Annotated in this window: 25 protein-coding genes; 8 read left to right on the forward strand and 17 right to left on the reverse strand. The window is 64.3% G+C overall.

Translation table 11 applies throughout. The features are described 5' to 3' along the window. Position 1: 1 nt before the first annotated feature. Positions 2–226, forward strand: coding sequence for a hypothetical protein (locus tag XI06_RS41750; RefSeq protein WP_237863186.1), 225 nt, complete (start codon positions 2–4; stop codon positions 224–226). Positions 227–328: 102 nt separating this feature from the next. Here the strand turns inward: XI06_RS41750 and XI06_RS41755 are convergent, their stop codons facing one another. From XI06_RS41755 to XI06_RS41770, 4 genes are all read right to left on the reverse strand, one after another. Continuing rightward, positions 329–1,006 carry a hypothetical protein gene (locus XI06_RS41755; RefSeq protein ID WP_237863187.1) on the reverse strand — a complete coding sequence of 226 codons (678 nt, stop codon included), beginning with the start codon at positions 1,004–1,006 and terminating at the stop codon, positions 329–331. Between the two features lie 84 nt (positions 1,007–1,090). Then, positions 1,091–1,801 carry a hypothetical protein gene (locus XI06_RS41760; protein ID WP_237863188.1) on the reverse strand — a complete coding sequence of 237 codons (711 nt, stop codon included), beginning with the start codon at positions 1,799–1,801 and terminating at the stop codon, positions 1,091–1,093. Between the two features lie 133 nt (positions 1,802–1,934). Next, positions 1,935–2,183, reverse strand: a complete 249-nt coding sequence (locus XI06_RS41765; protein ID WP_237863189.1) for a hypothetical protein — start codon at positions 2,181–2,183, stop codon at positions 1,935–1,937. Positions 2,184–2,305: 122 nt separating this feature from the next. After that, positions 2,306–3,271 (reverse strand): NAD(P)H-dependent flavin oxidoreductase, encoded by a 966-nt coding sequence (locus tag XI06_RS41770; RefSeq protein ID WP_271607939.1) that lies wholly within the window; start codon positions 3,269–3,271, stop codon positions 2,306–2,308. A gap of 95 nt (positions 3,272–3,366) precedes the next feature. On the opposite strand from XI06_RS41770, the gene XI06_RS41775 reads away from it, so the two are divergent. Then, complete coding sequence (locus XI06_RS41775; protein ID WP_271607940.1) at positions 3,367–4,929, forward strand: AMP-binding protein; 1,563 nt, start codon at positions 3,367–3,369, stop codon at positions 4,927–4,929. Between the two features lie 393 nt (positions 4,930–5,322). Here XI06_RS41775 and XI06_RS41780 read toward each other — a convergent pair whose 3' ends face one another. The 7 genes from XI06_RS41780 to XI06_RS41810 form a co-directional block, all read right to left on the reverse strand. After that, positions 5,323–6,096 (reverse strand): thioesterase family protein, encoded by a 774-nt coding sequence (locus tag XI06_RS41780; RefSeq protein WP_271607941.1) that lies wholly within the window; start codon positions 6,094–6,096, stop codon positions 5,323–5,325. An 11-nt stretch (positions 6,097–6,107) separates the two neighbouring features. Further along, positions 6,108–7,076: an NAD(P)H-dependent flavin oxidoreductase gene (locus tag XI06_RS41785; protein ID WP_237863193.1), complete on the reverse strand. Its 969-nt coding sequence runs from the start codon at positions 7,074–7,076 to the stop codon at positions 6,108–6,110. 251 nt (positions 7,077–7,327) lie between these two features. Then, positions 7,328–8,728: an aspartate ammonia-lyase gene (locus XI06_RS41790; protein WP_237863194.1), complete on the reverse strand. Its 1,401-nt coding sequence runs from the start codon at positions 8,726–8,728 to the stop codon at positions 7,328–7,330. A gap of 29 nt (positions 8,729–8,757) precedes the next feature. Then, complete coding sequence (locus XI06_RS41795) at positions 8,758–9,285, reverse strand: hypothetical protein (RefSeq protein ID WP_237890243.1); 528 nt, start codon at positions 9,283–9,285, stop codon at positions 8,758–8,760. A 44-nt stretch (positions 9,286–9,329) separates the two neighbouring features. After that, complete coding sequence (locus XI06_RS41800) at positions 9,330–9,932, reverse strand: YqaA family protein (protein ID WP_237863196.1); 603 nt, start codon at positions 9,930–9,932, stop codon at positions 9,330–9,332. A 141-nt stretch (positions 9,933–10,073) separates the two neighbouring features. Then, on the reverse strand, positions 10,074–10,478 hold the full coding sequence (hisE, locus tag XI06_RS41805; protein ID WP_237863197.1) for a phosphoribosyl-ATP diphosphatase: 405 nt from the start codon (positions 10,476–10,478) through the stop codon (positions 10,074–10,076). A 116-nt stretch (positions 10,479–10,594) separates the two neighbouring features. Next, on the reverse strand, positions 10,595–10,957 hold the full coding sequence (locus XI06_RS41810) for a hypothetical protein (protein WP_237863198.1): 363 nt from the start codon (positions 10,955–10,957) through the stop codon (positions 10,595–10,597). Between the two features lie 304 nt (positions 10,958–11,261). Here XI06_RS41810 and XI06_RS41815 point away from each other — a divergent pair, with 304 nt between their 5' ends. The 5 genes from XI06_RS41815 (at position 11,262) to XI06_RS41835 (ending at position 17,772) form a co-directional block, all read left to right on the forward strand. Then, entirely contained in the window at positions 11,262–13,067 is a 1,806-nt protein-coding gene (locus XI06_RS41815) for a glucan ABC transporter ATP-binding protein/ permease (RefSeq protein WP_237863199.1), read from the forward strand. A gap of 201 nt (positions 13,068–13,268) precedes the next feature. Further along, a complete protein-coding gene (locus tag XI06_RS41820) occupies positions 13,269–14,726 on the forward strand; it encodes a D-alanyl-D-alanine carboxypeptidase family protein (RefSeq protein ID WP_271607942.1) in 1,458 nt (485 codons plus the stop codon). Positions 14,727–14,922: 196 nt separating this feature from the next. Continuing rightward, a complete protein-coding gene (locus tag XI06_RS41825; RefSeq protein WP_237863201.1) occupies positions 14,923–16,608 on the forward strand; it encodes a long-chain fatty acid--CoA ligase in 1,686 nt (561 codons plus the stop codon). 15 nt (positions 16,609–16,623) lie between these two features. After that, positions 16,624–17,178: a DUF924 family protein gene (locus tag XI06_RS41830; RefSeq protein ID WP_271607943.1), complete on the forward strand. Its 555-nt coding sequence runs from the start codon at positions 16,624–16,626 to the stop codon at positions 17,176–17,178. A gap of 108 nt (positions 17,179–17,286) precedes the next feature. Further along, positions 17,287–17,772: a peroxiredoxin gene (locus XI06_RS41835; RefSeq protein WP_128949648.1), complete on the forward strand. Its 486-nt coding sequence runs from the start codon at positions 17,287–17,289 to the stop codon at positions 17,770–17,772. Positions 17,773–17,897: 125 nt separating this feature from the next. On the opposite strand, the gene rnhA is transcribed toward XI06_RS41835, so the two are convergent. Genes rnhA through ispH form a run of 3 tightly spaced genes read right to left on the reverse strand, consistent with a single transcriptional unit; the run spans position 17,898 to position 20,329 of the window. Next, positions 17,898–18,362 (reverse strand): ribonuclease HI, encoded by a 465-nt coding sequence (gene rnhA, locus XI06_RS41840; protein ID WP_237863203.1) that lies wholly within the window; start codon positions 18,360–18,362, stop codon positions 17,898–17,900. Further along, the gene (locus tag XI06_RS41845; RefSeq protein WP_271607944.1) at positions 18,359–19,354 is read right to left on the reverse strand and encodes a homoserine kinase; all 996 of its coding nucleotides are present in this window, start codon (positions 19,352–19,354) and stop codon (positions 18,359–18,361) included. Before XI06_RS41845 ends, rnhA begins: the two co-directional genes overlap by 4 nt. A gap of 6 nt (positions 19,355–19,360) precedes the next feature. Beyond that, entirely contained in the window at positions 19,361–20,329 is a 969-nt protein-coding gene (gene ispH, locus XI06_RS41850; RefSeq protein WP_237863205.1) for a 4-hydroxy-3-methylbut-2-enyl diphosphate reductase, read from the reverse strand. 256 nt (positions 20,330–20,585) lie between these two features. Here ispH and XI06_RS41855 point away from each other — a divergent pair, with 256 nt between their 5' ends. Next, the gene (locus XI06_RS41855; RefSeq protein ID WP_128949643.1) at positions 20,586–21,281 is read left to right on the forward strand and encodes a DUF1013 domain-containing protein; all 696 of its coding nucleotides are present in this window, start codon (positions 20,586–20,588) and stop codon (positions 21,279–21,281) included. Positions 21,282–21,368: 87 nt separating this feature from the next. Here XI06_RS41855 and XI06_RS41860 read toward each other — a convergent pair whose 3' ends face one another. The 3 genes from XI06_RS41860 to XI06_RS41870 form a co-directional block, all read right to left on the reverse strand. Further along, positions 21,369–22,115 (reverse strand): OmpW/AlkL family protein, encoded by a 747-nt coding sequence (locus tag XI06_RS41860; RefSeq protein WP_237863206.1) that lies wholly within the window; start codon positions 22,113–22,115, stop codon positions 21,369–21,371. Between the two features lie 179 nt (positions 22,116–22,294). Further along, positions 22,295–22,564: a hypothetical protein gene (locus XI06_RS41865; protein ID WP_237863207.1), complete on the reverse strand. Its 270-nt coding sequence runs from the start codon at positions 22,562–22,564 to the stop codon at positions 22,295–22,297. Positions 22,565–22,738: 174 nt separating this feature from the next. Then, entirely contained in the window at positions 22,739–24,649 is a 1,911-nt protein-coding gene (locus XI06_RS41870) for a propionyl-CoA synthetase (RefSeq protein WP_271607945.1), read from the reverse strand. Positions 24,650–24,723 lie beyond the last annotated feature (74 nt).

The following is a 24,723-nucleotide window of genomic DNA, read 5'->3' on the forward strand; positions in this document are numbered from 1 at the left end:
TATGAAGACTTCAATTCTTGCCGCGCTGCTGCTCACCGCCGCTGTCCTGCCAGCCGTGGCGCAATCCGGCCCCACGCCGCAGGAACAGATCGCGTGCCGCGGCGATGCCAGCAAGTTCTGCGCCGAGCACATCGGCAAGCCGCCGGAGATGAATGCCTGCCTGCGTGAGAACAAGACAAAGCTTTCGGACGGCTGCCGCAAGGTGGTGGAGTCGCACGGCGGCTGACATTTCTTCCTGCTCGCCTTGCGCAGGCGGCCTTCGGCCGCCGTCTCAATACTGAGGGAAAGCATCGCATGCCGCTCACATTCGTGTGCGCGGCATCAAATGCTAGTCGTCATCGTCACCGAACAGCCGGATCTGCGGGAAGCCGCCGCGCGGCCGACCGGCAAAATCACGCGTGTCGGAATCCTGGCGGACGCTGCGCGCGACATCATCCCAATTGGTCTGGTCGCGCCCACCACGCGCATCGCGCTGTTCATAGCGGCGACGCTCCGCCCAGCGCTCGTGGCGCTCTGCACGGCGCCGCTCGGATGCGGCACGCCTGACGTCGGAATCCCTCGCCTTGGCATAGGCGTTCTCGGGAGATGATGCCGGTTCTGTCGAGGCCTGCTGCTCGTTGGACTTCGTCTCCGGCCGAGACGAAGGCGCGGGCTTGGGCTGCTCGACGGCTGCGGTCTGCGCAGGCGGCGGCGCCGGCGGTTCAGCTTTGGCCTCAGTGGTCGGCGCATTGGGCTTCGCGTCCGGCTTGGCTTCGGCCTGAGCTGGCGCAGCAACCATCGTACCGAATACCTGCGAGCCCGTGAGGTATTGCACGCGCTCCGAGGGCGCGTTCGTCATGGCCGGCGCATTGGCCTCGGTGCGTTGCGCCACCCTGCTGGTATCGGGCCCTTGCTTGGGCGCGATTGGATTCATGATGTTGCCGGCAACGATGCCGCCGCCAAGGCCAATTGCAATGGCAGCAACGATCGATCCGGCACCGACGAAATAAGCTGTCGACGTGCGCATTGGCCCACTCCCTGTTTGGAGCGAGCAACGCGGTGGGATTGCCGGATGTTCCTGAAAGACGTGGTTCCCCAGGAGGGAACGACGTTAGATCTGCTGCGCGACCTTCTCCAGCCCGATGATGCGGGCGAGCTTGCGCACTTCTTCCTTCTGGTCGTCACGCAGTTGGAACAGCAGCGGCATCGCGGCCGATTTCAGCTGCTGAACCTCGTCGCAATTCGGATCGATCTGCACGTTCGGCCCATTGGGATTGGAGAGCTTGTTGGCCGAAATCTTCTTGACGACGCTGCGCAGCGCGCTCTCGACGGAGGGCCAGTAATATTCCTGCGACGACGACAGTTTCAGACGATCCCGGATGCCGGCGATCTGCACGTCGGAGAGCAGAGAGTAGGTCTTTTGCGGCTGCGGCTTCGCAACCGGCTTCGGCTTCGACGGAGCCTCGATCGCGGCTGATGTCTCGGGAGCAGCGGGCGCCTCGTTCACGCTCGCTTTCGGCATCGGGAAATCGGACGGCGTGGCCGAGGCAAAAGCCTGGCGCAGGGGCTCTGTGAGCACCGGTGCCTGCGACAGCCTGTCGGCGGGAACCTGGACCGGATCAATCGCGGCCGAGGCCAGCGCCAGGGTCGGAACCAGCCGATCGGCCTTGGCGGCACGGTTGGCAGCGAGAGGCTTGGGCGGGGCCTGGGTGATCATCTCGGCACTGACACTGGGCACGCTGTCGCGGCCGAGGATGGCGGTGGTGGCGGCACCGAGGACGAGGATACAGGTCAGCACGGTGATGGTGATGGCTCTGGACAAACTTGTCTCCGGAAGGACCGCTTCACGATGTTGTTAGAGATGCCCGGCAAAAGGGCACGAATTAAGGCTTGAGTGTGCCTTTCAGGCGACAATCGCCTTGCCTATGACGACGGAGGCAGAAAACCGAGCGAAATCAGGCCGCTATGCCCAGATCGTAGGCGTCCTGAATGTCGGCGACGATCTCGGAGGCCTCCCAGACCGCACGCGGCTCGACCGATTGCAGCGTCACCGTCCAGTTGCCGCCCCGGCGGGTACGGGGAACGCGGACGATGTCGAAGCGGACATTGCGGCAGAGCGGGTGACGGGCCAGAGCATGGGCGACGCGGACGCGGATCTCGTCCAGCGTAGCTGCGGTCTTGCTGTTGAGAAAATCGAAATCCATTGCCTGTCCCTCTCGTCCTGATTGGCGGCCGTGAGGGATTCTTGGCGGGCGATGGTTAATCTGCCGTTAAATGCGGGCGTGCGGAGCCATGCGGGATTAACCGTGCTGGGCGGCGCAGGAGGCTACCGCGACGTCACCTCGCGGTATTCGGCGACCGTTCGCGCGACGAGGTCATTGACCGCCATCACGTCAGTGACTCCCGACGTCGAGTGCCCGCCGCTCCAGATATCGCGCCAGCGCTTCGGCCGGTTCTCGCGCGCGCTGACGTCGATGTCCTTGCCGATGTCGATGGCGCCGCGCGCCGGCAGGTCATTGGGGTCGAGCCCGGCGGCGACGATCGACGGCTTCAGCATGCTGGTCTGCAATCCGGTGAAGGCGGTGGTGAGCAGGATGTCGTCGGCGCTGCTCTCGACCAGCATCTGCTTGTGGCGCTCGTCCGCCATGCTCTCGCGCGTCGCGATGAATTTCGTGCCCATGTAGCCGAGATCGCAGCCGAGCACTTCGGCCGCACGCAGCGCGCGGCCATCGCTGATGCCGCCGGCCAGCACGATGATGCCGTCGTAGAACGCGCGCACTGCGCGGACGAAGGCAAACGGATTGAGCCAGCCGGTTTGTCCGCCGGGGCCCGCGGTCAGCAGCACCAGCCCATCTGCGCCTGCTTCTGCCGCGCGCTCGGCGTGGCGGATCGAGGCGACGTCCGCCAGCACCAGGCTGCCTGCATCATGTAGCGGCTTCAACACGGGCGCGGGCGAGCCGACCGACGTGATGACGATCTCGGGCTTGTGCTTGAGCAGCACGGCGAGATCCTGCTCCAGCCGCGCGTTGGAGCGATGCACGATCAGGTTCGGACAGAGCGGCGCGGCCCTGCGGCCAGTTTGATCTTCGTGCTGGCGTAGACGTGTTGCGATCTCGGCGAACCATGCATCGAGCTGTTCCGGATTGCGGCAATTCACGGTGGGGAAGCTGCCGATGACGCCGTTACGACAAGCCGCGACCATCAGCTCGACGCCCGACACCAGGAACATCGGCGCGGCGATCAGCGGCAGGCCGAGACGATCGCGAAAAACTTGCAGTCGATCGGACGTCACTCTCTCGCCTCCTCGTTCCATCCCGCATTCTCTGTGCTAGCCTCGTCAGCAACATTGGCACGCGAGAAGCCGATGACAAAGCAGCGAGGAAACATATGTCCGATCCGCTCCACGCATCGTCCCCGACTTGTGCGCAGACGCTACGGGCGCTGGCGCGCTATCCCGGCCGCACGGCTTTCGCATGGCCCGGGGGATCGCTGAGCTATCAGGGCACACTCGATCTGATCGGACGCATCCAGGGCGTATTCATGCGGCTTGGCCTGCAGCCGGGTGCGCGCGTCGCGTTCCTCACCGCCAACCGCGCCGACACCTGGTGCGCCGGCGTCGCCGCGCAATTGTCGCGATGCTGCATCACCTGGCTGCATCCGCTGGGATCGGAGACGGATCAGCTTTTTCAGCTCGAGGATTCCGAGGCCGAGGTGCTGGTCGTCGATGTGGCTGCGTTCCGCGATCGCGGCGGCGAGCTCGCAGCGAAGGCGGCTTTGCTCAAGGCCGTCTTCACGATGGGGCGGGCCGACTACGGCGTCGATCTGCTGGCGGCGATCGAGAGCGCCGGACATGCCGGCGCGCAGTGCCTCGCTGGCCTCGATGATCTCTCCACACTGAATTACACCGGCGGCACGACAGGCAAGTCCAAGGGCGCGCTGCGCTACCACCGCGAAAACGCCGGAGCTGCCGGTGCGATCCTCGCCGATTTCGAGATCCCCGACGCAGCGCGCTATCTCACGGTGGCGCCGATCAGCCATGTCGCCGGCACAAAAGTGCTGCCGACGCTGATGCGTGGCGGCACGGTGCACATGCTGAAGGGCTTTGATCCCGAGGCGGTGCTGGCGACGATCGCGCTCGAGCGCATCAATTTCACGCTGTTCGTGCCGACCATGATCTATGTGCTGCTCGATCATCCCGCGCTTGATAAGACCGATCTTTCCTCGCTCGAGCTCGTGCTCTATGGCGCCTCGGCAATGTCGCCCAGCCGGCTCGTCGAAGGCATCGAGCGCATCGGCCCGGTGTTCTCTCAGCTCTACGGCCAGACCGAATGCTATCCGGTGTCAGTGTTGCGCAAGAAGGATCACGATCCCAAAACGCCCGAGCTGTTCCTGTCCTGCGGCTTCCCGATCGCGGCGTGCGAGGTCAAGATTCTCGACGACAACGACCAGGAGGTGAAGACAGGCGAGGCCGGCGAGATCTGCGTGCGTGCGCCGCATGTGATGGCGGAGTACTGGAAGCGGCCTGACATCACCGCCGAGACATTGAAGAACGGCTGGGTCCACACCGGGGACATCGCGCGCCAGGACGAGCGTGGCTACATGTTCATCCTCGACCGCAAGAAGGACATGATCGTCACCGGCGGCTTCAACATCTTTCCGCGCGAGGTCGAGGACGTGCTGTCGCAACATGCCGATGTCGCGATGGTCGCGGTCGTCGGAATCCCCGACGAGAAATGGGGCGAGGCCGTCACCGCCATCGTCGTGCCGCGCGTAGGCACCAGGCCCGATCCGGACGAACTGATCAACATGGTGCGGACCCGAAAAGGCTCGGCGCATGCGCCCAAGCAGATCCAGTTCGTCAAGCAGCTGCCGATGACCGGCGTCGGCAAGGTCGACAAGAAGGTGCTGCGCGCCGGCTTCTGGAGCGGGCGGGACCGGATGGTGGGATAATCTCCCTGATTGCAGCGACGGGTTCGGACTACACGCATCGCGCGAAACACCGGGAGTTTTGAGCGCATTTACCCGGGATTTTACGGTGTCGTTGTGGCCGCGACACCACAACGCGCCACGGAGTGTGTGCCCGCGCGGCCTGCGCGATTGCCCGCGAATCAGGGAATCAACTAGACCGCTGATGGGGCTGGGAAGCGGAGTGGGACATGAGGGTCGCTTCCCTGGAAAGTGCAGTCGCCGCGGTCACGTTGATCACGGCTATCATCGTGGTGCTGTGGGAGATCAAGATCTTCTACGGACTGTGAACTGGCAGGATGCCGAGCATCCCTTCCGCGGCGGCGGAAGCCTGCCGTTCAATCGGCCAGCGCGGCAACCACGGCGCGGCCGTTGCTCTCACCGCTTCTCGATCACCAGGCTCTGCACAGCGCGGCCAAAGTACCCCTGCCGATCCGCGAGCCGCGACATCGCAAGGCCCGCACCGTCAGGGCCGATCCAGGATTCACCGTCGAGCAAGATCCAGTCGCCGACCGGTTGGCGCGCCAGGCTCACCGTGAGGTCTGCATTGATGTAGGTCCAGCTGCGGAAGTCGAGCGTCGAGGCGGTACCGTTGGAGAAATCGGCGGCGACCACCGCGCGCATCGTCTGCGAGACCGCCTCGCCTTCGACCAGCGGGTGATCGAGGCGAAACCAGATCGCGCCGGCGCCGGCCTGCCCGAAGCGGCCCCGCGCGGCGCGCATCGAGACCATGCCAGCGAACGGACTTGTCGCACCGTGCCCGTCCTCGACCAGCGAGTCCTCGGGCGACGGCAGGGTAACAGGCAGATCCTTCACATCATCGGGCAGTGGCTGCGACTGCTGCTTGATCTTGAGCACGGTGGCGCCGACGACCTGCACATCGTCGGCGAACAGCTTGATCTCGCAGAGCTGGATCTTGCGGCCCTCACGCAGCACTTCGGTTTCGATGGTGAGCGGCGCGACCGGCACCGGCCGCATCAAATCGATGGTGATCCGCGCGACGTTCATCGGCACGGGCGTCGGAATCCGCTCCGCCGCCCACGTCACCAGCGCTGACGGCGCCGAGCCGTGCTGCATCCGCCGGTCCCAGGGGCCGGCAGCATTCGGACTGGTGACGACGCTGTTGCCGTCGACGCGGTAGATGGCACTCATCGCCAGCGCCATCACAGCGGCGGATCGATCGCTTCCTCGTATTCCTTCTTGAAGCGCGCGATCATCTCGGCGGCGGGCACGATGCCGTCCACGCTGCCGATGCCCTGGCCAGAGCCCCAGATCTCTTTCCAGGCCTTCGGCTTGGCGCGCTCGCCGGAGGCGTCGGTGCCGAAATTCATCTTGGACGGATCCGACGTCGGCAGGTTTTCCGGATCCATGCCGGCGGCGAGGATCGAGGGCTTCAAGTAATTGCCGTGCACGCCGGTGAAGAGGTTGGAATAGACGATGTCGTCGGCCGTCGAGCCCGCGATCATCTCCTTGTACTTCTCGACCGCGTTGGCTTCCTTGGTCGCGATGAAGGCCGAGCCGATATAGGCAAAGTCGGCACCGAGGATGCGCGCGGCGCGAATCGCCTTGCCGTTGCCGATGGCGCCCGACAGCGCGATCGGGCCGTCGAACCATTTGCGGGTCTCGGCGACGAAGGCCAGCGGCGAGATGGTGCCGGCATGGCCGCCGGCGCCGGCCGCAACCAGGATCAGGCCGTCGGCGCCCTTCTCGATCGCCTTGTGAGCGAATTTCTGGTTGATCACGTCGTGGAAGACGATGCCGCCCCAGCCGTGCACGGCCTGGTTCAGCTCCTCGCGCGCGCCGAGCGAGGAAATGATCATCGGCACCTTGTACTTGGCGCAGAGTTGCATGTCGTGATCGAGCCGGTTGTTCGACTTGTGCACGATCTGGTTGACCGCGAACGGCGCCGACGGCTTGTCGGGATGGGCGCGGTCATAGGCCGCGAGCTCCTCGGTGATCCGCGCCAGCCATTCGTCGAGCAGCTCCGGCGGCCGCGCATTCAGCGCCGGGAACGAGCCCACCACGCCCGCCTTGCACTGTGCGATCACGAGGTCGGGCACCGAGATGATGAAGAGCGGCGAACCGATCACGGGGATCGACAGGCGTCCCTTGAACAGAGCAGGCATGGACATTGCGGAGCGATCCTTTGCTGGCAGGCGCATGAGAGGTTGGGACCATACCAACAAGGCAATCTTTCCACTGTCAAGTATTGCGTTGTGACGCCGTGGCGGGTGCCACTACGGCAATTCCAACGCGCGGAATTCCTTCTCCGTCATTCCGGGGCGCGCGAAGCGCGAGCCCGGAATCCATTTGGCCGCGGGCGCTGACGCGCGATGGATTCCGGGCTCGACGCTACGCGTCGCCCCGGAATGACAGCGACCGCCTACCCAAGCAAATCCGGATTGATCAGCCGCTCGAACGAGAACATCTCGTCCCATTTCTCCTGCGTCAGCAGCTTGCGCTCGACCACCACGATCTGGTGCAGCGACTTGCCGCTCTTGTAGCCCTCGCGCGCGATCTCGGCGCATTGCTTGTAGCCGAGCAACGGCTTCAGCACGGTGACGATGCCGAGCGAGTTCAGCACCATGTTGCGGGTGTGCTCCTCGTTGGCGGTGATGCCGACAATGCAGTTCTCGCGCAGGCTGTTGACGGCGCGCTCCATGGTGCGGATCGAGAAGAACAGCGCGAACGAAATCACCGGCTCCATCACGTTGAGCTGGAGCTGACCGGCGCTTGCTGCCAGCGTGACGGTCATGTCGAGGCCGATGACGAGGAAGCTGGTCTGGTTGACGACCTCGGGGATGACGGGATTGACCTTGCCCGGCATGATCGAGGAGCCCGGCTGCAATTGCGGCAGGTTGATCTCGTTGAAGCCGGCGCGCGGGCCCGAGGCGAGCAGGCGGATGTCGTTGCAGATTTTCGTCAGCTTGCTCGCGGTGCGCTTGAGCACGCCGGAGAGCTGCACATAGGCGCCGGTGTCCGAGGTCGCCTCGACGAGGTCGCCGGCGAGGATGAAATCGACGCCGGTCAGTGCGCTCAAATGCCGGACCGCGAGCTTGGGATAACCGACCGCCGCGGTGACGGAGGTGCCGATCGCGGTGGCGCCAAGATTGATCTCGCGCAGCAGCGCGCGCGCTTCCGAAATGCGGTCGACCTCCTCGCCGATGGTGGTGCCCCATCCCTTGAACTCGGCGCCGAGCGACATCGGCACCGCGTCCTGCAGATGCGTGCGGCCCATCTTCAGCACGCGGTCGAATTCGCGGCCCTTGGCGAAGAAGGCTTCCTGGAGCTGGCGTAGCGCCGTCATGTAGCTCTCGAGGCGCAGGATCAGCGCGAGGCGAAACGCGGTCGGATAGGTGTCGTTGGTGGACTGGCCATAATTGACGTGGTCGTTCGGGCTGACGTGCTGGTAGTCGCCCTTGTGGAAGCCGAGCGATTCCAGCGCGAGGTTGGCGATCACCTCGTTGGCGTTCATGTTGGTCGAGGTGCCGGCGCCGCCCTGGATGAAATCGGTGACGAACTGATCCATCATGTCGCCGGCGATGACGCGGTCGCAGCCGAGGATGATGGCGTCGGCGACCTTGGCGTCGATTGCGCCGAGGTCGCGGTTGGCCATCGCCGCGGCCTTCTTGACGTAGCCCAGCGCCTTCACGAAGTAAGGCTCCTGGTTCATCGGAATGCCGGTGATGTGGAAGTTCTCCTTCCCCCGGATGGTCTGGACGCCGTAATAGATGTCGTCGGCGATCTCACGCTGTCCGAGGAAGTCCTGCTCCGTGCGGCTCATGGGCGCTCCTTGCTGCTCGCGCGACGTCCCTAGTTCTGGCACAGCGCGCTGGTGACGACGGTATCGGTGCGGCAATCGTCAGGTTTGCGTTGCCTGCCCGGAATGAGCACCTTGGCCGAGCACTTCTCGGCGGAATCGGTGTTGAGGCTCTTGCCTTCCTTGTAGCCCTTGCTCTGGCAGAGCTGGTTGGCGGCGAGCTTGCAGTCGGGCGCACCGTTCGACGAGACCGGGCAAGCCGCGCGCCCGGAGACCATGCTGGACGGCGTCGCCAACCGCGACAGGTCGTTCATGGTCTCGCTAGGGCTTTTGATCGGCGGCAGGATCGAGGGCAGCTTGTCGAACAGCTTGCCCATTTCGTTGATCAGCCCGGGATTTTCCGCTGGCGCCTGCGGCGCTGAGGGTGCGGGCGGCGGAGCGGCCTGAGGCCCCTGCTCCTGCAAGCCGAGCGATTGCGGCGCCGATTGCGCCCAGCCGATCCCGCCGGCGCTGACCATGAGCAGCACTGCTGACATCAGCGTCCCGAGCCATACGGCCGGATTGCCGGATCGAACCATCATGAGGTCAACCGTAGCCGAAGCCGGCGCGGTGGCAAAGCGCGGGGTTAGATCAGCTTGATCGCCACAACAAAGCCGAGCACCAGCACGGCGGCGCCGAGCGCGACCCACAGGCCGAGATGCCGCTCGATCCGCTCGCGGATCCAGTCGCCATAGCGGTTGAGCAGGATCGCCACGATGAAAAAGCGTCCACCGCGCGCGACGATCGAGCACAGGACGAAAAGAGCGAGATTGTAGCCGGCAAAGCCCGAGGTGATGGTGACGAGCTTGTAGGGGATCGGCGTCAGGCCCTTGAGCAGGATGATCACCGCGCCCCACTCGGCATAGGAGGCGCGGAAAGCGTCGACCTTGTCGCCGAGGCCATAGACCTGGATCAGCCAATGTCCGACCGAGTCAAATAGCAGCGCGCCGATGGCATAGCCGAGCAGTCCGCCCAGCACCGAGGTCGCGGTGCAGATCGCGGCATAGACCCAGGCGCGCTGCGGGCGCGCCAGTGACATCGGGATCAGCATCACGTCCGGGGGGACGGGAAAGAAGGAGCTTTCTGCGAAAGCCACGGCACCCATGATCCAGAGCGCATAGGGCTTGTGGGCGGCGTCGATGCACCAGTCGTAGATACGTTTCAGCATGGCGCCGCGATGAAGCACCATGGGACGGATTTGTCCATCGCGAGTTTTGTGACGGTTAGCGTGATCCGGACCCGAAGGGCCGCCTTAGCGCAAAGTGTAGGCGGTTTTCCGAAAAGATCACGCTCAAACAACAACCTAAAGCGCGATGAGCTTCATCGCGCTTTAGTGCCTTTTTCGCGCTCCGCGCCCTTCGAGCGCGGCAATTGGCCGCCTCGCGGAGATGCGAGGTGAGGCGACTTTGGGCAGCTTCATCGCCGACTTCGGCAGCTTTTCGGCAATGCCGAGCATGTCCTCCCGCCGCGACATCTCGCGCCAGACGTCTTCGGGGCGGACGCCTGCGGACGCCCAGAGCACGGTGAGATTGTAGAGCAGATCGGCGCTTTCGCGGACCACGGCCTTGGCGTCGCCGTTGACCGCATCGATCACGACCTCGATGGCCTCTTCAGCGAGCTTCTTCGCCATCTTGGAGGGGCCGCGCTGAAACAGGCGCGCGGTGCGCGATGTTGCCGGATCAAGATCCCTGGCCGCGAGCACAGCCAAATACAGCCGCTCAAGCGAATCACTCATGTCGTAAAAACTACTCTAAACCAATGGAGAGCGCGTTAACGCGCGACAATAAAAGCGAAAAGCAGGCCGGCGCGACAAGCGCGACGGCCTGTTGATCGATGGCATGGAGCGATTGGTTATTCGCAAGCGTAGCCGGAATAGCCGTGGGCGCAGACCTTGGTGTAGCCGCCATAGCGCTCCTGGTAGCCCGAATCGTAATAATAGGGACCATAGCCGGGTCCGCTGTAGTAGGCTGGGCCGCTGTCGTAGTAGTAGCCCGGACCCGAATCATAGGCGTAGGCGTCGCGGGTCGCGGCGATCGCAAGCCCGGTACCGATGGCGCCGGCAATCGCCGCACCGGCGAAGGCCGCGCCGCCACCGCCATGCCAATGACGGCCGCCGGCGAACGAAGCGGTAGGGGCGACGCTGGTCAGCGCCAGCACCGCGGCAGTGGCGAGAACGGCCTTGCGGCCGGCAAACTTTGAAAATCGGTCAAACATGTCCTGGACCCTCCTTGGGACCTGCACTGGCGCCTCGAGACAGGCTCGTGTCTTTCAAACACCCGCATCCCATGTTGGGTTCCCCAACCCCAACACAAGCTGAACAGCCTTGCGTGATCGTGACGCAACCGCCGCTCATCTCCCGTTCAGGTTGGGTGACGCAGGCACATCAGGCACGCCGCGGCTCAGTGCCGTCGGCGAGAGATCGAGCGGATGGCAAAAGCTTCCGCTGTATCTCGCGGGCGATCCCTGTTTAGAATGTCATCTCAAGGTCATACCGCCTGCCTGGGTCAGCGCCTGCCTCATGTCCATTTTCCGTCTCTACACCCGTGTTCTCGAGCTGCTCGGCAAGGAGGCGCGGCTGGGCTGGCTGCTGGCATTCGCCAATCTGCTGCTGGCCGGCTCGCAATTCGCCGAGCCGGTGCTGTTCGGGCGGATCGTCGACGTGCTCTCCGGCAAGACGGTCGCAGGCTCGAGCTCGGCCTGGCCGTTCCTGCTGGCGTGGGCCGCGTTCGGCCTGTTCACCATCGCCTGCAGCGCGCTCGTGGCCTTGCAAGCCGACCGGCTCTCCCATCGCCAGCGCCAGGCGGTGCTGACCAGCTATTTTGAACACATCCTGCAGCTGCCATTGACCTTCCACTCCGGGACCCATTCGGGCCGGCTGATGAAGGTGATGCTCAACGGCACGGATGCGCTGTGGCGGCTCTGGCTCGGCTTCTTCCGCGAGCATTTTGCCGCGATCCTCTCCGTCGTGGTGCTGCTGCCGCTGTCGCTCTATCTGAACTGGCGGCTTGCGATCCTCTTGTTCGTACTCTGCATCGTCTTCACCGCGCTGACGACCTTCGTCGTGCGCAGGACGTTCGGCATGCAGATGGCGGTCGAGGAGCATTACAGCGAGCTCTCCGCACGTGCCTCCGACGCGCTCGGCAACGTCGCGCTGGTGCAGAGCTTCGTGCGCGTCGAATCCGAGGTCAAGGGACTGCGCTCGGTCGCCGACGAGCTGCTCGCGGCGCAAATGCCGGTGCTGTCGTGGTGGGCGCTCGTCACCGTGATCACGCGCGCCTCGACCACCATCACCGTGCTCGCGATCTTCACGCTCGGCATCGCGCTGCATGACCAGGGCCTGACCTCGGTCGGCGAGATCGTGATGTTCGTCAGCTTCGCCACCCTGCTGATCCAGAAGCTCGAGCAGGTGGTGAGCTTCATCAACAACGTGTTCATGGAAGCGCCGCGCCTGCGCGAGTTCTTCAATGTGCTCGATGCCGTGCCGGCCGTTCACGACCGGCCAGATGCGATCGATGCCGGAAGGCTCTCCGGCCTCGTCGAGTTCAACGACGTCACCTTCTCCTATGACGGCAAGCGGCCGGCGGTCGAGGATCTCTCCTTCACTGCGCTGCCGGGCCAGACCATCGCGCTGGTCGGCCCGACCGGTGCCGGCAAGTCGACCGCGATCGCGCTGCTGCACCGTGCCTTCGATCCGCAATCCGGCTTCATCAGGATCGACGGCATGGACGTGCGCGGCGTCACGCTGACATCGCTGAGGCGGAACATCGGCGTCGTGTTCCAGGAAGCGCTGCTGTTCAACCGCTCGATCGAGGAGAACTTGCGCGTCGGCAAGCCCGACGCGACCGAAGCGGAGATGCGCAAGGCGGCGGAGCGCGCGCAGGCGCTCGAATTCATCGAGCGCAGCGGAGGCTTTGCGACCAATGCCGGTGAGCGCGGCCGCATGCTGTCAGGCGGCGAGCGGCAGCGGCTGTCGATCGCGCGTGCACTGCTGAAGGACCCGCCGATCCTGATCCTGGACGAGGCGACCAGCGCGCTCGATGCCGTGACCGAGGCCAAGGTCAACGCTGCTCTCGACGAAGTGATGAAGGGCCGCACCACTTTCGTGATCGCCCACCGCCTCTCCACCATCCGCAATGCGACACGGATCCTGGTGTTCGAGAACGGGCGGGTGATCGAAAGCGGAACCTTCGATGAACTCGTCGCCAAAGGCGGCCATTTCGCCGAGCTCGCCCGGGCCCAGTTCATGGTGCAGGAACAAGCACAGGCCACACGGAACAGCGCGAGTGCCGCGGAGGCCGCTTCGGCTGCCGTCAAAGCCCCATAAAAGTCCCCACAGCAAGTCCCCGTAGCGCCGTCGAAATTCAGCCTATTTCGTTGCGGAATACCGCCCCGAAGCCCCTATGCTCGACGCACGAGCCGGTATAGGTTTGCGCTGCCGCGAGCGGCGGCGCCGGATTTCAAAACCGAACATCAGATCACGAGAACCGCGTGGAACCAGCGGCTCTCCAAGGACCGGAATCGGATAGTGCACGCCTTTCGCCCGCTGCTTCGCAAATCCCTGTTCAACCTGTTCGCCGCGACGCTCGCCGTCGCTGCGCTCCTCGCGCCACGCCTCGCGAATGCCGAAGCGCTGCTGCTGATCGAAGCCGATACCGGCAAGGTGCTGCAGGCCGATAACGCCACCATCCCCTGGTATCCGGCCTCCGTCACCAAGATCATGACCGCCTATGTGACGCTGAAGGCAGTGAAGGACGGCAAGATCACACTCGACACGCTGCTGACGGTGTCGCCGACGGCCGCCTCGCAGTCGCCCTCGAAGATGGGCCTGCGTCCGGGAACGCAGCTCACCGTCGACAACGCGCTGAAGATGATGATGGTCAAGTCGGCGAACGACATGGCCGTGGTGCTGGCCGAAGGCCTCGGCGGCTCGATCGACGGCTTCTCGGTGATGATGAACGACACCGCGAAGAAGCTCGGCATGACGCAGACGAACTACGTCAATCCCAACGGCCTGCCCGCGGACGGACACGTCACCTCGGCGCGCGACCTCGGCATTCTCGCCCGCTCGTTCCTGCGCGACCTGCCCGAATACGAATACTTCGTGCACATCCCCGCGATCCGTTTCGGCAAGCGGATCACGCCGAACTTCAACAAGCTGATCGGCCGCTACCCCGGCGCCGACGGTTTCAAGACCGGCTTCATCTGCGCCTCCGGCTACAACCTCGTGGCGTCAGCCACGCGCAACGGCCGCCGTCTTATCGCGGTGGTGCTCGGTGCCAGCTCCGGCACTGCGCGCGCGGTGAAGGCGGCGCAGCTGCTTGAGCGCGGCTTCAGCCAGGACAATCTGTCGTGGCTGCGCCCCTCGCTCGGCACCGTCGAGAACCTCGTGCCGGTCGATGCCTCGCCGCCGAACCTGCGCGAGGAGATGTGCGGTGGTCACCGCAAGCATCCGGCCAGCGACGACGACGATGCGCTGATCGCGACCAATGGCAGTGGATCGACCTCTCTAACCGGTGGCGAAGCCAAGGTCACGTTCTTCACCGCCGGCCTCCAGCCACCACTGATGAAGGCCTCCGATTTGATGGCCTCGGCCGCGGAGCCTGTGGAGCCCGTGGTGGTCTATACCGGCCCGACTCGCACAGGCGCGGCCCTCGTCGCGGCCGTCGCAGCCGACACGGACCAGCAGGCCACGCCGAAAGCGCGTGGCAAGAAGTCGCGCGTTGCCAAGAAGCCCGACGCCGGCAGTGACACCAAGACGGCAGCCGCCAAGCCCGACGCCACGGCGAAAAGCGATGCAAAGAGCGCTGCAAAGCCGGCCGCGAGCAAGCATGCCGCGGCCAAGCCTTCTGAGAACAAGCCTTCTGAGAACAAGCCTGCTGCGAACAAGCCTGCTGCGAACAAGCCGGCGGCGAGCGGCGATCAGGCTGCCAGATCTGCAAAGCCCAAGGCCGCGACAAAGAAGCCCGCGCCCAACAACAGCTAGGTTAACGCTCCAGGTCCGTCAGGCTGCCGGCCGCACTTCGCACCTGCGGCAGCGACTTGCGACGATTCCAGTAGCCACTTTCCGGCCTTTGCCCTAAGCCTCGACCGCTTGCCAGCCGTACCGGCAGGCTCGATACTGGCGGCAATGAGGCAGCCCGGGACACAACGGGCTCTGGTGTTAAGAGAGGGGAGTTTCCATGGAGCGCATCTGGCTCAAGCAATATCCGCCCGGCGTGCCCGCTGATATCGAGCCGACGCAATACGCATCGCTGGTCGACCTGCTGGAGGAGAGCTTTGCGAAGTTCGCCGACCGCAAGGCGTTCATCTGCATGGACAAGGCGATTACCTATCGCGACCTCGACCAGATGTCGCTGGCGCTCGCCGCCTATTTGCAGGGCCGCGGCCTGCAGCGCGGCGCCCGCGTCGCGATCATGATGCCGAACGTGCTGCAATATCCGGTTGCGACCGCGGCCGTGCTGCGCGCCGGCTTTGCCGTCGTCAACGTCAACCCGCTCTACACGCCGCGCGAGCTCGAGCATCAGCTCAAGGATTCCGGTGCCGAAGCCGTCATCGTGCTGGAGAACTTTGCCCACACCGTCGAGCAGGTGATCGCGAAGACACAGGTCAAGCACGTCATCGTCGCCAGCATGGGCGATCTGCTCGGCTTCAAGGGCGTGATCGTCAATCTGGTCGTCCGCCGCGTCAAGAAGATGGTGCCGGCCTTCGCACTGCCGGGCTCGGTGACGTTCAACGACGCGCTCGCGGCCGGCCGCGGCCAGACCTTCAACAAGCCAAAGCTCTCGCCCGGCGACGTCGCTTTCCTGCAATATACCGGCGGCACCACCGGCGTCTCCAAGGGCGCCACGCTGCTTCACCGCAACATCGTCGCCAACGTGCTGCAGAACGACGCCTGGCTGCAGCCGGCGCTCAATTCGCCGCCGCATGTCGAGCAGCTCATGATCGTCTGCGCGCTGCCGCTCTATCACATCTTCGCGCTGACGGCCTGCTACCTGCTCGCGGTGCGCGCCGGCGGCTGCAATCTGCTGATCCCGAACCCGCGCGACATCGCAGGCTTCATCAAGGAGCTGGCGAAATATCAGGTCAACAGCTTCCCGGCCGTCAACACACTCTACAACGGCTTGATGCATCATCCCGATTTCAAGAAGCTCGACTTCTCCAAGCTGAAGATTTCCAACGGCGGCGGCATGGCGGTGCAGCGCCCCGTGGCCGAGCAGTGGAAGGCCGTGACCGGCTGCTTCATCGCCGAAGGCTACGGCCTGTCGGAGACCTCGCCGACGCTGACCTGCAACCCCGCAACCACAACCGAATTCTCAGGCTCGATCGGCATCCCCGTGCCCTCGACCTGGATCTCGATCCGCGACGACGACGGCAATGAGTTGCCGCTCGGCCAGGCCGGTGAGATCTGCGCCAAGGGCCCGCAAGTGATGTCGGGCTACTGGAACAGGCCGGAGGAAACCGCAAAGGTGATGACGGCGGACGGCTATTTCCGCACCGGCGACATTGGCGTGATGGACGAGAAGGGTTTTACCAAGATCGTCGACCGCAAGAAGGACATGATCTTGGTCTCCGGCTTCAACGTCTATCCGAACGAGATCGAGGAAGTGATCGCGAGCCATCCGGGCGTGCTCGAATGCGCCGTGATCGGCATCCCCGATGCCAAATCGGGCGAGGCGGTGAAGGCCTTTGTGGTGAAGAAGGATCCGAACCTCACGGCCGAGGACGTGATCAAGTTCTGTCACGAGCAGCTCACCGGCTACAAGGTGCCCAAGCACATCGAATTCCGCACCGACCTGCCCAAGACCAATGTCGGCAAGATCCTGCGCCGCGAGCTGCGCGACGAGAAGAAGGCTCAGGCGGCGTAAGTCCGTCTCTGCTCCATGACTGACGTCCGCGACATCACGCCATCAGGCATTCTCGCCTTCTGGCGAGAGGCTGGCCGCGACGCTTGGTACAAGCGCAACGAGGCTTTCGATGCCGAGATCAGGCGCCGCTATCTCGGCCTGTGGGAGCAGGCCGCCGCCGGCCGGCTGACCTCCTGGGAGGGCAGCGACGACGGCGCGCTTGCGCTGGTCATTGTGCTCGACCAGTTTCCCCGCAACATGTTCCGCGGCACGCCCGCTGCTTTTTCCAGCGACGCGCTGCCGCTCGATATTGCCCGCCGCGCCATCGATCGAGGCGCCGGGGGCCGGGTCGATCCTGCCCTGCTCGAATTCCTCTATATGCCGCTGATGCATTCCGAGCACCTCGGCGACCAGGAGCAATGCGTCGCGCTGTTCCGCGGGACCGACAATAAGGACGCCCAGGAATCGGCTGCCGAGCACGCCGAGATCATCCGCCGGTTCGGCCGCTTCCCTCACCGCAACAACGTCTTCGGACGCGAGACCACGGCTGACGAACAGGCCTTCCTCGATGGCGGCGGGTTTGCCGGCTGATGACATAACGGTGAAGGGAGGCCTGCCCGTCCGCTTCTTCCGCCGGCAATATTGTGCAGTTCGGCCGCACGGTCTAAAAAGCGGGACCGATTTTCAGGGAGACTGACGATGGCGATCCAAGTTGGCGACAAGCTGCCCGAGACGAAATTCCGCGTGATGACGGCGGAAGGCCCGCAGGTGAAGACCACCGACGATATCTTCAAGGGCAAGAAGGTGGCACTGTTCGCGGTGCCCGGCGCCTACACCGGCACCTGCCACAAGATGCATCTGCCGAGCATCTTCCTCAATGCCTACGCCATGAAGGACAAGGGCGTCGACACCATCGCGATCGTCTCGGTCAACGACGCTTTCGTCATGAACGCCTGGAAGCGCGACACCGACCAGCGCGACGAGGCGATCTTCCTCGCCGACGGCAATGCCGATTTCGCCAAGGCGATCGGCATGGAGCTCGACGCCTCCGGCAACGGCCTCGGCATCCGCTCCAAGCGCTACTCGATGCTGGTCGAGGACGGCGTGGTCAAGAAGCTGAACCTCGAGGCGATGCCCGGCAAAGTCGAGGTCTCGGGCGGCGATACGCTGCTGGGGCAGCTCTGAGCCTTAGCCGCGGCTCTTCTTAAGAATGACGTCATGCCCGGGCTTGTCCCGGGCATCCGCGTTCTTGGTCGTGCGCATCAAGGCGCGGATGGCCGGGTCGACCCGGCCATGACGAATGGAAAGACCTACTCCGCCAACCGCTGCTGCAACCGCGCCTTTACGATCCCGTCCCGCGCGAGCTGATCCGCGCGCTCGTTCTCCGGATGGCCGGCGTGGCCCTTGACCCAATGCCAGCGCACCTCGTGCGCTTTCAGCGCCGCATCGAGGCGCTGCCATAGCTCGACATTCTTCACCGGCTTCTTGTCGGCGGTGCGCCAGCCGTTGCGCTTCCAGCCGTGGATCCAGCCGGTGATGCCCTGCCGGACATATTGGCTGTCGGTGTAGAGATCGACCGTGCACGGCTTCTTCAGCGCTTCCAGCGCCGAGATCGCCGCCATCAATTCCATCTGGTTATTGGTGGTGTGGCGCTCGCCACCGTTCAGCTCTTTTTCCTTTTCGCCGAACTTCAGGATCGCGCCCCAGCCGCCGGGCCCGGGATTGCCCGAGCACGCGCCGTCGGTGAAGATCGTGACATTGGGAAGCTCGCTCACGCGACCAGTCCTGACGGCATCAGCCCATAATCCCGCACGCTGGAAACGCTCTGATGGAAGCGCAGCTTGCGGACATATTCGAGAGGATCCTTCGGCTTGACCAGCGCGCCCGGGGGGACGTTGAGCCAGTCGACCAGCCGCGTCAGCAGGAAGCGGATCGCGGCGCCGCGCGCGAGCAGCGGCAGCGCGGCCTCTTCCGCCTCCGAGAGCTTTCGCACCCGGCCATAGGCGTTGAGGAAGGCGCGCGCCTTGGTAACGTTGAAGGAATGATCCGGCTCGAAGCACCAGGCGTTCAGGCAGATCGCGACGTCATAGGCCAGCATGTCGTTGCAGGCGAAGGTGAAGTCGATGATGCCCGAGAGCTTGTCACCGAGGAAGAAGACGTTGTCGTTGAAGAGATCGGCGTGGATCACGCCCTCGGGCAGATTGGTTGGCCAGACTCCACCCGAGAGATAGTCGAGCTCGGCTTCGAGAAACGCGCGCAGGCCGGGCTGCACTTCGTCGGCGCGATCCGCCGCAGCATCGAACAACGGCCGCCAGCCCGCGACGGACAGCGCGTTGGCCCGCTTGATCGCAAAATTGGCGCCGGCCAGATGCATCCTCGCCAGCCCCTCGCCGACGCCGGCGCAATGCACAGCGTTCGGCTTGCGCGGCCAGATGCCCTCGAGAAAGGTGATGATCGCGGCCGGCCGTCCCTGCAACTCGTGCAGCGCCTCGCCGTCTTTCGCCTTCACCGGCAGCGGGCACGTCACGCCATGCTCGGCCAGATGCGTCATCAGCGCGAGGAAGAACGGCAGATCGTTCTTGGCCACGCGCTTCTCGTAGAGCGTGAGGATGAACGAGGCTTGCTGACTTCCTTGGCTGGTGTGCAGCAGGAAGTTGGTGTTCTCGACGCCCTCGGCGATGCCCTTGTAGGAGAGCAATTCGCCGAGATCGTATTGCTTCAGGAAATCCGCAAGCTCGTCGGCGGCAACGTCGGTGTAGACCGCCATGCAAGACTACTCGGCGGCAGCTTCGGGGCGCACCTGACGCGGCAGCGGGAAGAACTCGTTCTCTTCCGCAGCCGAGACCGTCTCCACATGCAGCGTGTAGCGCTCGGCGAACGCGTCCATGATCTCCTCGACGATCACTTCCGGCGCCGACGCGCCCGCGGTGATGCCGAGGCTTCCGATGTTGCCGAACCTGGTCCAGTCGATGTCGGCGGCGCGCTGCGCCAGCACGGCGATCTTGCAGCCCTCGCGCTCGGCGACCTCGCGCAGGCGCTGCGAGTTCGACGAGTTCGGCGCGCCGACGACGATCAAGGCATCAACCACCGGCGCCACCTTCTTCACCGCGAGCTGGCGGTTGGTGGTGGCGTAGCAGATGTCTTCCTTGTGCGGGCCGTTGATGTTCGGGAAGCGCTCTTTCAGCAGCGCCACGATCTCCGCGGTGTCGTCGATCGACAGCGTCGTCTGGGTCACGAAGGCCAGGTTGTTGGGGTCCTTCGGATTGATGGTCTTGGCGTCCTCGGCGGTTTCGATCAGGGTGACGGCGCCGACCGGCAGCTGGCCGAGTGTGCCGACGACTTCAGGATGATGCGAGTGGCCGATCAGGAATATCTCGCGGCCGCGCTTGAAGTGGATCGCGGCCTCGCGGTGGACCTTGGTCACCAGCGGGCAGGTCGCATCCAGCGAGAACAGATTGCGTGACGTGGCATCGGCGGGAACCGACTTCGGCACGCCATGGGCCGAGAACACCACCGGCGCGGTGGTGTTTTCCGGGATCTCCGCCAGTTCCTCGACGAAGATCGCGCCCTTCTTCTTCAACCCGTCGACGACATATTTGTTGTGCACAATCTCATGGCGAACATAGACGGGGGCGCCATACTTATCGAGCGCCCGTTCCACGGTGTCGATCGCCCGGACCACCCCGGCGCAGAAGCCACGGGGAGAACAAAGCACGATCTTGAGGTCTGGTTTGGCTGACATTGAGCGATCTCGGGACCGAATCACCCGGCAATATGGGCGGAAAACGGTCGATGGATGGATTAGGGCTAAAGCTTAAGGGCTTATGGCGGCTTGAGAGGGAATTGGGCCCCCTTTCGAGCGCTGTCAAGGCACTATCTATAGCAGAACCATTGCGTGGCTACCCCCTCCGGGCTTATATAGCGCGAATTCCCTGTCATCGCTGATGACCACCGGTTTCGCCTCCTGAGGGGTGGGCGAAGCACAAAGGAGATTTGCCATGAGCAACGCACCTCTGATGCCCAAGGCGACCGCCGTCTGGCTGCTCGACAACACCGCGCTGACCTTCGACCAGGTCGCCGATTTCACCAAGATGCATCCCCTCGAGGTGCGCGCGATTGCCGACGGGGACGCCGCCCAGGGCATCAAGGGCATGGACCCGATTTCCAACGGACAGCTGACCCGCGAGGAGATCGAGAAGGGCGAGAAGAACCAAGACTATCGGCTCCGTCTGCAGGAGAGCAAGGTCGTGCTGCCGCCCCAGCCCAAGCGCAAGGGCCCGCGCTACACCCCGGTGTCGCGCCGCCACGAGCGTCCCAGCGCCATCCTCTGGCTGCTGCGCAGCCATCCCGAGCTCAAGGACGCCCAGGTCATGCGCCTGGTCGGCACCACCAAGAGCACGATCGCCAGCGTGCGCGACCGCACGCACTGGAACACCTCGCAGCTGACCCCGATCGACCCGGTGACCCTCGGCCTTTGCTCGCAGATCGAGCTCGATTTCGAAGTGGCGCGCGCGGCCAAGGAAAAGCCGATCGACGCAAACTACGGCGGCGCCACCCTGCTGCCGGCCTCCGAGACCACCAAGAAGGACGAGTACGAGCCGTCGGAGAAGTCGAGCGACGACCTCAACGTCGACGCCGTGTTCGCCAAGCTCAAGACCCTCGGCGGCAAGAAGCACGAGGAAGAGGAAGAGTAAGGCTCCGCTCTCCATCGTTCGTCATTGAAACGCAAAACGCGGCGGGACAACCCGCCGCGTTTTGTTTGTCTCGCGACTGCCGCGTCGTCAGAATTTATAGGTGACACCGCCGCCGACCAGCCACGGATCGATATGCGCGGTGCCGGTGACCGGCAGGCCGCTCACGGTGGCCGAATAGTCCGGGCGCAGCCAGAGTTTCTTGACGTCGACGTTCAAGCCCCAGTGGCGATCGAGCATATAGTCGAAGCCGAACTGGACCGCGCCGCCCCAGGCGTTGCTGACGTGCAGGCCCGTGGTGGTCGCAACGATCGCGGGCGGCCCGACGATCGCGGCGGCCGTGTTGGAGGCGGAGGTGTTGAAGAACACCGTATAGTTCACGCCGGCGCCGATATAGGGCTTGAACGCGCCAAAATTATCAAAGTGATACTGCAGCGTCAGCGTCGGTGGCAGCAACGTGGTCTTGCCTACAGGCAGGTTGGCAAGCGAGCCGGTGCCGCTGATCGAATGCCTGGTGACGCCGAGGATCAGCTCGGCCGCGATGTTCTTGGTAAAGAAATAGCTGATGTCGAGCTCGGGCACCGCCTGGTTGCTGATCGAGAGGCCGGAATTCGGCGACGACAGCGTGGGCACGCCCGCGACATTGACGGTCGAGCCACCCGCATCCGGCAATACGCCGAGCACGCGCAAGCGCACCATCCACGGATTGAAGTTTTCAGCCGCCGGCGGCGCTTTCGTATAGACCGGCAAGTCGGCGGCCTGCGCTCCGGCAATGGTCCCCGCGACCATAGCGCCAAACGTCGCAAGCCGCGCCAGGTTTCTTATTGTTCTCTGCATTGTCATTCCCCTTCAGCCATGTCGTGCGTCGTTGCGCGACGTCAGCGTCAGAGCAGAAAGGGAGTGATGAAGGATTTGATGCCGATCAAATCAGGACGGACGCGACACGATTTGGCCGCGGCGTTGCAGATGTGTCACGAGGAACGCGACACTCGCTCGGGATAATTCCGCGGCCAGAGTCAGGGCCGGTCCGGATGGTTCAGCATGTATTCGCCGAGATCGCGCTGACGGCGGTCGGAACGGGCAAGTGCGGCATTGCGCTGGACGTCGCGGTCCTTGCGGCAAGCCACATATTCCGGCGAGCCGACCGCGAGGCCGCGGCTCTGGCACACCGCGTCATCGTCGTCACTCCCCATTGCCGTCGGCGTCTGGTAACGCCCAGCGCAGGCTGAGAGAGCGATGGCGAGGCCCACGGCGATGAGCAGCCGCGGCGCGGTGGCGAGTGACATGGGAGGCCCCCTGTTGGCTGGCCCTGTTTAGCGCGGAATGAGGAGATTGTAAGTCAGCAAACATCGTCATTCCGGGGTGGTCCGCAGGACCGAACCCGGAATCTCGAGGTCCTCAGGTGCGCAATTGCGCACCATAGTTCGGTCCTGCGGACCGCCCCGGGATGACGCTTCGCGTCACACCCTCCCCTTCAGCGCCGCCCCGATCTCGTCCAGCACCTTGGGGTCCTCGATCGTCGCCGGCATGGTCCAGGCCTCGCCGTCGGCGATCTTCTTGATGGTGCCGCGCAGGATCTTGCCCGAGCGCGTCTTGGGCAGGCGGCCGACCGTGATGGCAAGTTTGAAGGCGGCGACCGGACCGAGCTTGTCGCGCACCAGCGCGATGATTTCCTTTTCGATCTCGCTCGGAGAGCGCTTCACGCCGGCCTTCAGCACCAGGAAGCCGCAGGGCACCTCGCCCTTGATCGCATCCTTGACGCCGAGCACGGCACATTCGGCGACATCGGGATGCGAGGCCAGGATCTCCTCCATGCCGCCGGTTGAGAGGCGGTGTCCGGCAACATTGATGATGTCGTCGGTGCGCCCCATGACGAAGACATAGCCGTCCTCGTCCTTGTAACCGGCATCCGACGTTTTGTAGTAGCCGGGGAATTCGTTCAGGTAGGCTTCCTTGAACCGCTCATCCTGATTCCACAGCGTCGGCAGGCAGCCTGGCGGCATCGGCAGTTTGATCACGATCGAGCCCATGGTGTTCGCAGGCACCGGCTTCGCGGCCTCATCCACCACATCGACCTGGTAGCCCGGCATCGGCACCGTCGGCGAGCCGTGCTTCACCGGCAATTGCCCGAGTCCGACCGGATTGCCGGCAATGCACCAGCCGGTTTCGGTCTGCCACCAATGGTCGATGACAGGCACCTTGAGCTGCTGCTCCGCCCATTCCACCGTCGGCGGATCGGCGCGCTCGCCGGCGAGGAACAGCGTGCGGAATTTGGAGAGGTCATATTGCCGGATGAACTTTCCTTCCGGATCCTCTTTCCGGATCGCGCGGAAGGCGGTCGGTGCGGTGAACAAGGCGACCGCCTTGTGCTCGCTGATGACGCGCCAGAACGCGCCGGCATCGGGCGTGCCGACCGGCTTGCCCTCATACATGATCGAGGTCGCGCCATGCAGCAGCGGGCCGTAGACGATGTAGCTGTGGCCGACGACCCAGCCGATGTCTGAGCCGCACCACCAGACCTCGCCCGGCTTGACGCCATAGAGGTTGAACATCGACCATTTCACCGCGACCAGATGCCCGCCATTGTCGCGCACGACACCTTTGGGGATGCCTGTCGTGCCAGACGTGTAGAGAATGTAGAGCGGATCAGTGGCAGCGACCGGCACGCAAGGCGCCTTCTTGCCGTCGTTCATCGCCTTGCGGCGCAGGCTCGCCCAATCATAATCGCGCTTCGGCGTGAGGTCGCATGTCAGTTGCGGACGCTGCAGCACGATGCAGGCCTTTGGCTTCGCGGACGCCAGCTTGATCGCCTCATCCAGCAGCGGCTTGTATTGCACGATGCGGCCGGGCTCGATGCCGCAGCTCGCCGAGAGAATGAGCTTTGGCTGCGCATCGTCGATCCGGGTCGCGAGTTCCTTCGCGGCAAAGCCGCCGAACACCACCGAATGCACCGCGCCGATGCGCGCGCAAGCGAGCATCGCGACCACGGCCTCCGGCACCATCGGCATATAGAGGATGACGCGGTCGCCCTTGGCGACGCCAAAATCCTGCATGATCGCGGCGAGCGCCTGCACCTCGGCCAGCAATTCGGCGTAGGTGAATTTGGTCACCGTATTGGTCAGCGGCGAATCATGGATCAGCGCGACCTGGTCGGCGCGGCCGCGTTCGACATGGCGGTCGAGCGCGTTGTAGCAGGTATTGACGACACCGCCGGTGAACCAGCGGCCGTAGACGCCTTGCGAGGGATCGAAGATTGTCTTCGGCGGCTCGATCCAGTCGATCTCCTTGGCCGCCTCGGCCCAAAAGCCCTCGGGATCGGCCAGCGAGCGCGCATGGACCTCGTGATATCTGCTCTTTCCCTGGACATTCATTCCCGGCGCTCCCGTTCCGTTTATTGGCCTCACCTTGACCTGACGCCTGGACGTCAGTCCCGCCATGACCGGGA

This window comes from Bradyrhizobium sp. CCBAU 11434, from assembly GCF_028128895.1.
Classification (GTDB): domain Bacteria; phylum Pseudomonadota; class Alphaproteobacteria; order Rhizobiales; family Xanthobacteraceae; genus Bradyrhizobium; species Bradyrhizobium zhengyangense.

Coding starts and splice junctions, on each gene's coding strand:
- XI06_RS41795 (WP_237890243.1), bottom strand. CDS start 9,285: ATGATGGTTCGATCCGGCAATCCGGCCGTATGGCTCGGGACGCTGATG.
- XI06_RS41790 (WP_237863194.1), bottom strand. CDS start 8,728: ATGAGCCGCACGGAGCAGGACTTCCTCGGACAGCGTGAGATCGCCGAC.
- XI06_RS41750 (WP_237863186.1), top strand. CDS start 2: ATGAAGACTTCAATTCTTGCCGCGCTGCTGCTCACCGCCGCTGTCCTG.
- XI06_RS41860 (WP_237863206.1), bottom strand. CDS start 22,115: ATGCAGAGAACAATAAGAAACCTGGCGCGGCTTGCGACGTTTGGCGCT.
- XI06_RS41810 (WP_237863198.1), bottom strand. CDS start 10,957: ATGTTTGACCGATTTTCAAAGTTTGCCGGCCGCAAGGCCGTTCTCGCC.
- hisE (WP_237863197.1), bottom strand. CDS start 10,478: ATGAGTGATTCGCTTGAGCGGCTGTATTTGGCTGTGCTCGCGGCCAGG.
- ispH (WP_237863205.1), bottom strand. CDS start 20,329: ATGTCAGCCAAACCAGACCTCAAGATCGTGCTTTGTTCTCCCCGTGGC.
- XI06_RS41870 (WP_271607945.1), bottom strand. CDS start 24,649: ATGAATGTCCAGGGAAAGAGCAGATATCACGAGGTCCATGCGCGCTCG.
- XI06_RS41835 (WP_128949648.1), top strand. CDS start 17,287: ATGGCGATCCAAGTTGGCGACAAGCTGCCCGAGACGAAATTCCGCGTG.
- XI06_RS41765 (WP_237863189.1), bottom strand. CDS start 2,183: ATGGATTTCGATTTTCTCAACAGCAAGACCGCAGCTACGCTGGACGAG.
- XI06_RS41845 (WP_271607944.1), bottom strand. CDS start 19,354: ATGGCGGTCTACACCGACGTTGCCGCCGACGAGCTTGCGGATTTCCTG.
- XI06_RS41855 (WP_128949643.1), top strand. CDS start 20,586: ATGAGCAACGCACCTCTGATGCCCAAGGCGACCGCCGTCTGGCTGCTC.
- XI06_RS41800 (WP_237863196.1), bottom strand. CDS start 9,932: ATGGTGCTTCATCGCGGCGCCATGCTGAAACGTATCTACGACTGGTGC.
- XI06_RS41815 (WP_237863199.1), top strand. CDS start 11,262: ATGTCCATTTTCCGTCTCTACACCCGTGTTCTCGAGCTGCTCGGCAAG.
- XI06_RS41830 (WP_271607943.1), top strand. CDS start 16,624: ATGACTGACGTCCGCGACATCACGCCATCAGGCATTCTCGCCTTCTGG.
- XI06_RS41755 (WP_237863187.1), bottom strand. CDS start 1,006: ATGCGCACGTCGACAGCTTATTTCGTCGGTGCCGGATCGATCGTTGCT.
- XI06_RS41825 (WP_237863201.1), top strand. CDS start 14,923: ATGGAGCGCATCTGGCTCAAGCAATATCCGCCCGGCGTGCCCGCTGAT.
- XI06_RS41785 (WP_237863193.1), bottom strand. CDS start 7,076: ATGTCCATGCCTGCTCTGTTCAAGGGACGCCTGTCGATCCCCGTGATC.
- XI06_RS41775 (WP_271607940.1), top strand. CDS start 3,367: ATGTCCGATCCGCTCCACGCATCGTCCCCGACTTGTGCGCAGACGCTA.
- XI06_RS41865 (WP_237863207.1), bottom strand. CDS start 22,564: ATGTCACTCGCCACCGCGCCGCGGCTGCTCATCGCCGTGGGCCTCGCC.
- XI06_RS41780 (WP_271607941.1), bottom strand. CDS start 6,096: ATGAGTGCCATCTACCGCGTCGACGGCAACAGCGTCGTCACCAGTCCG.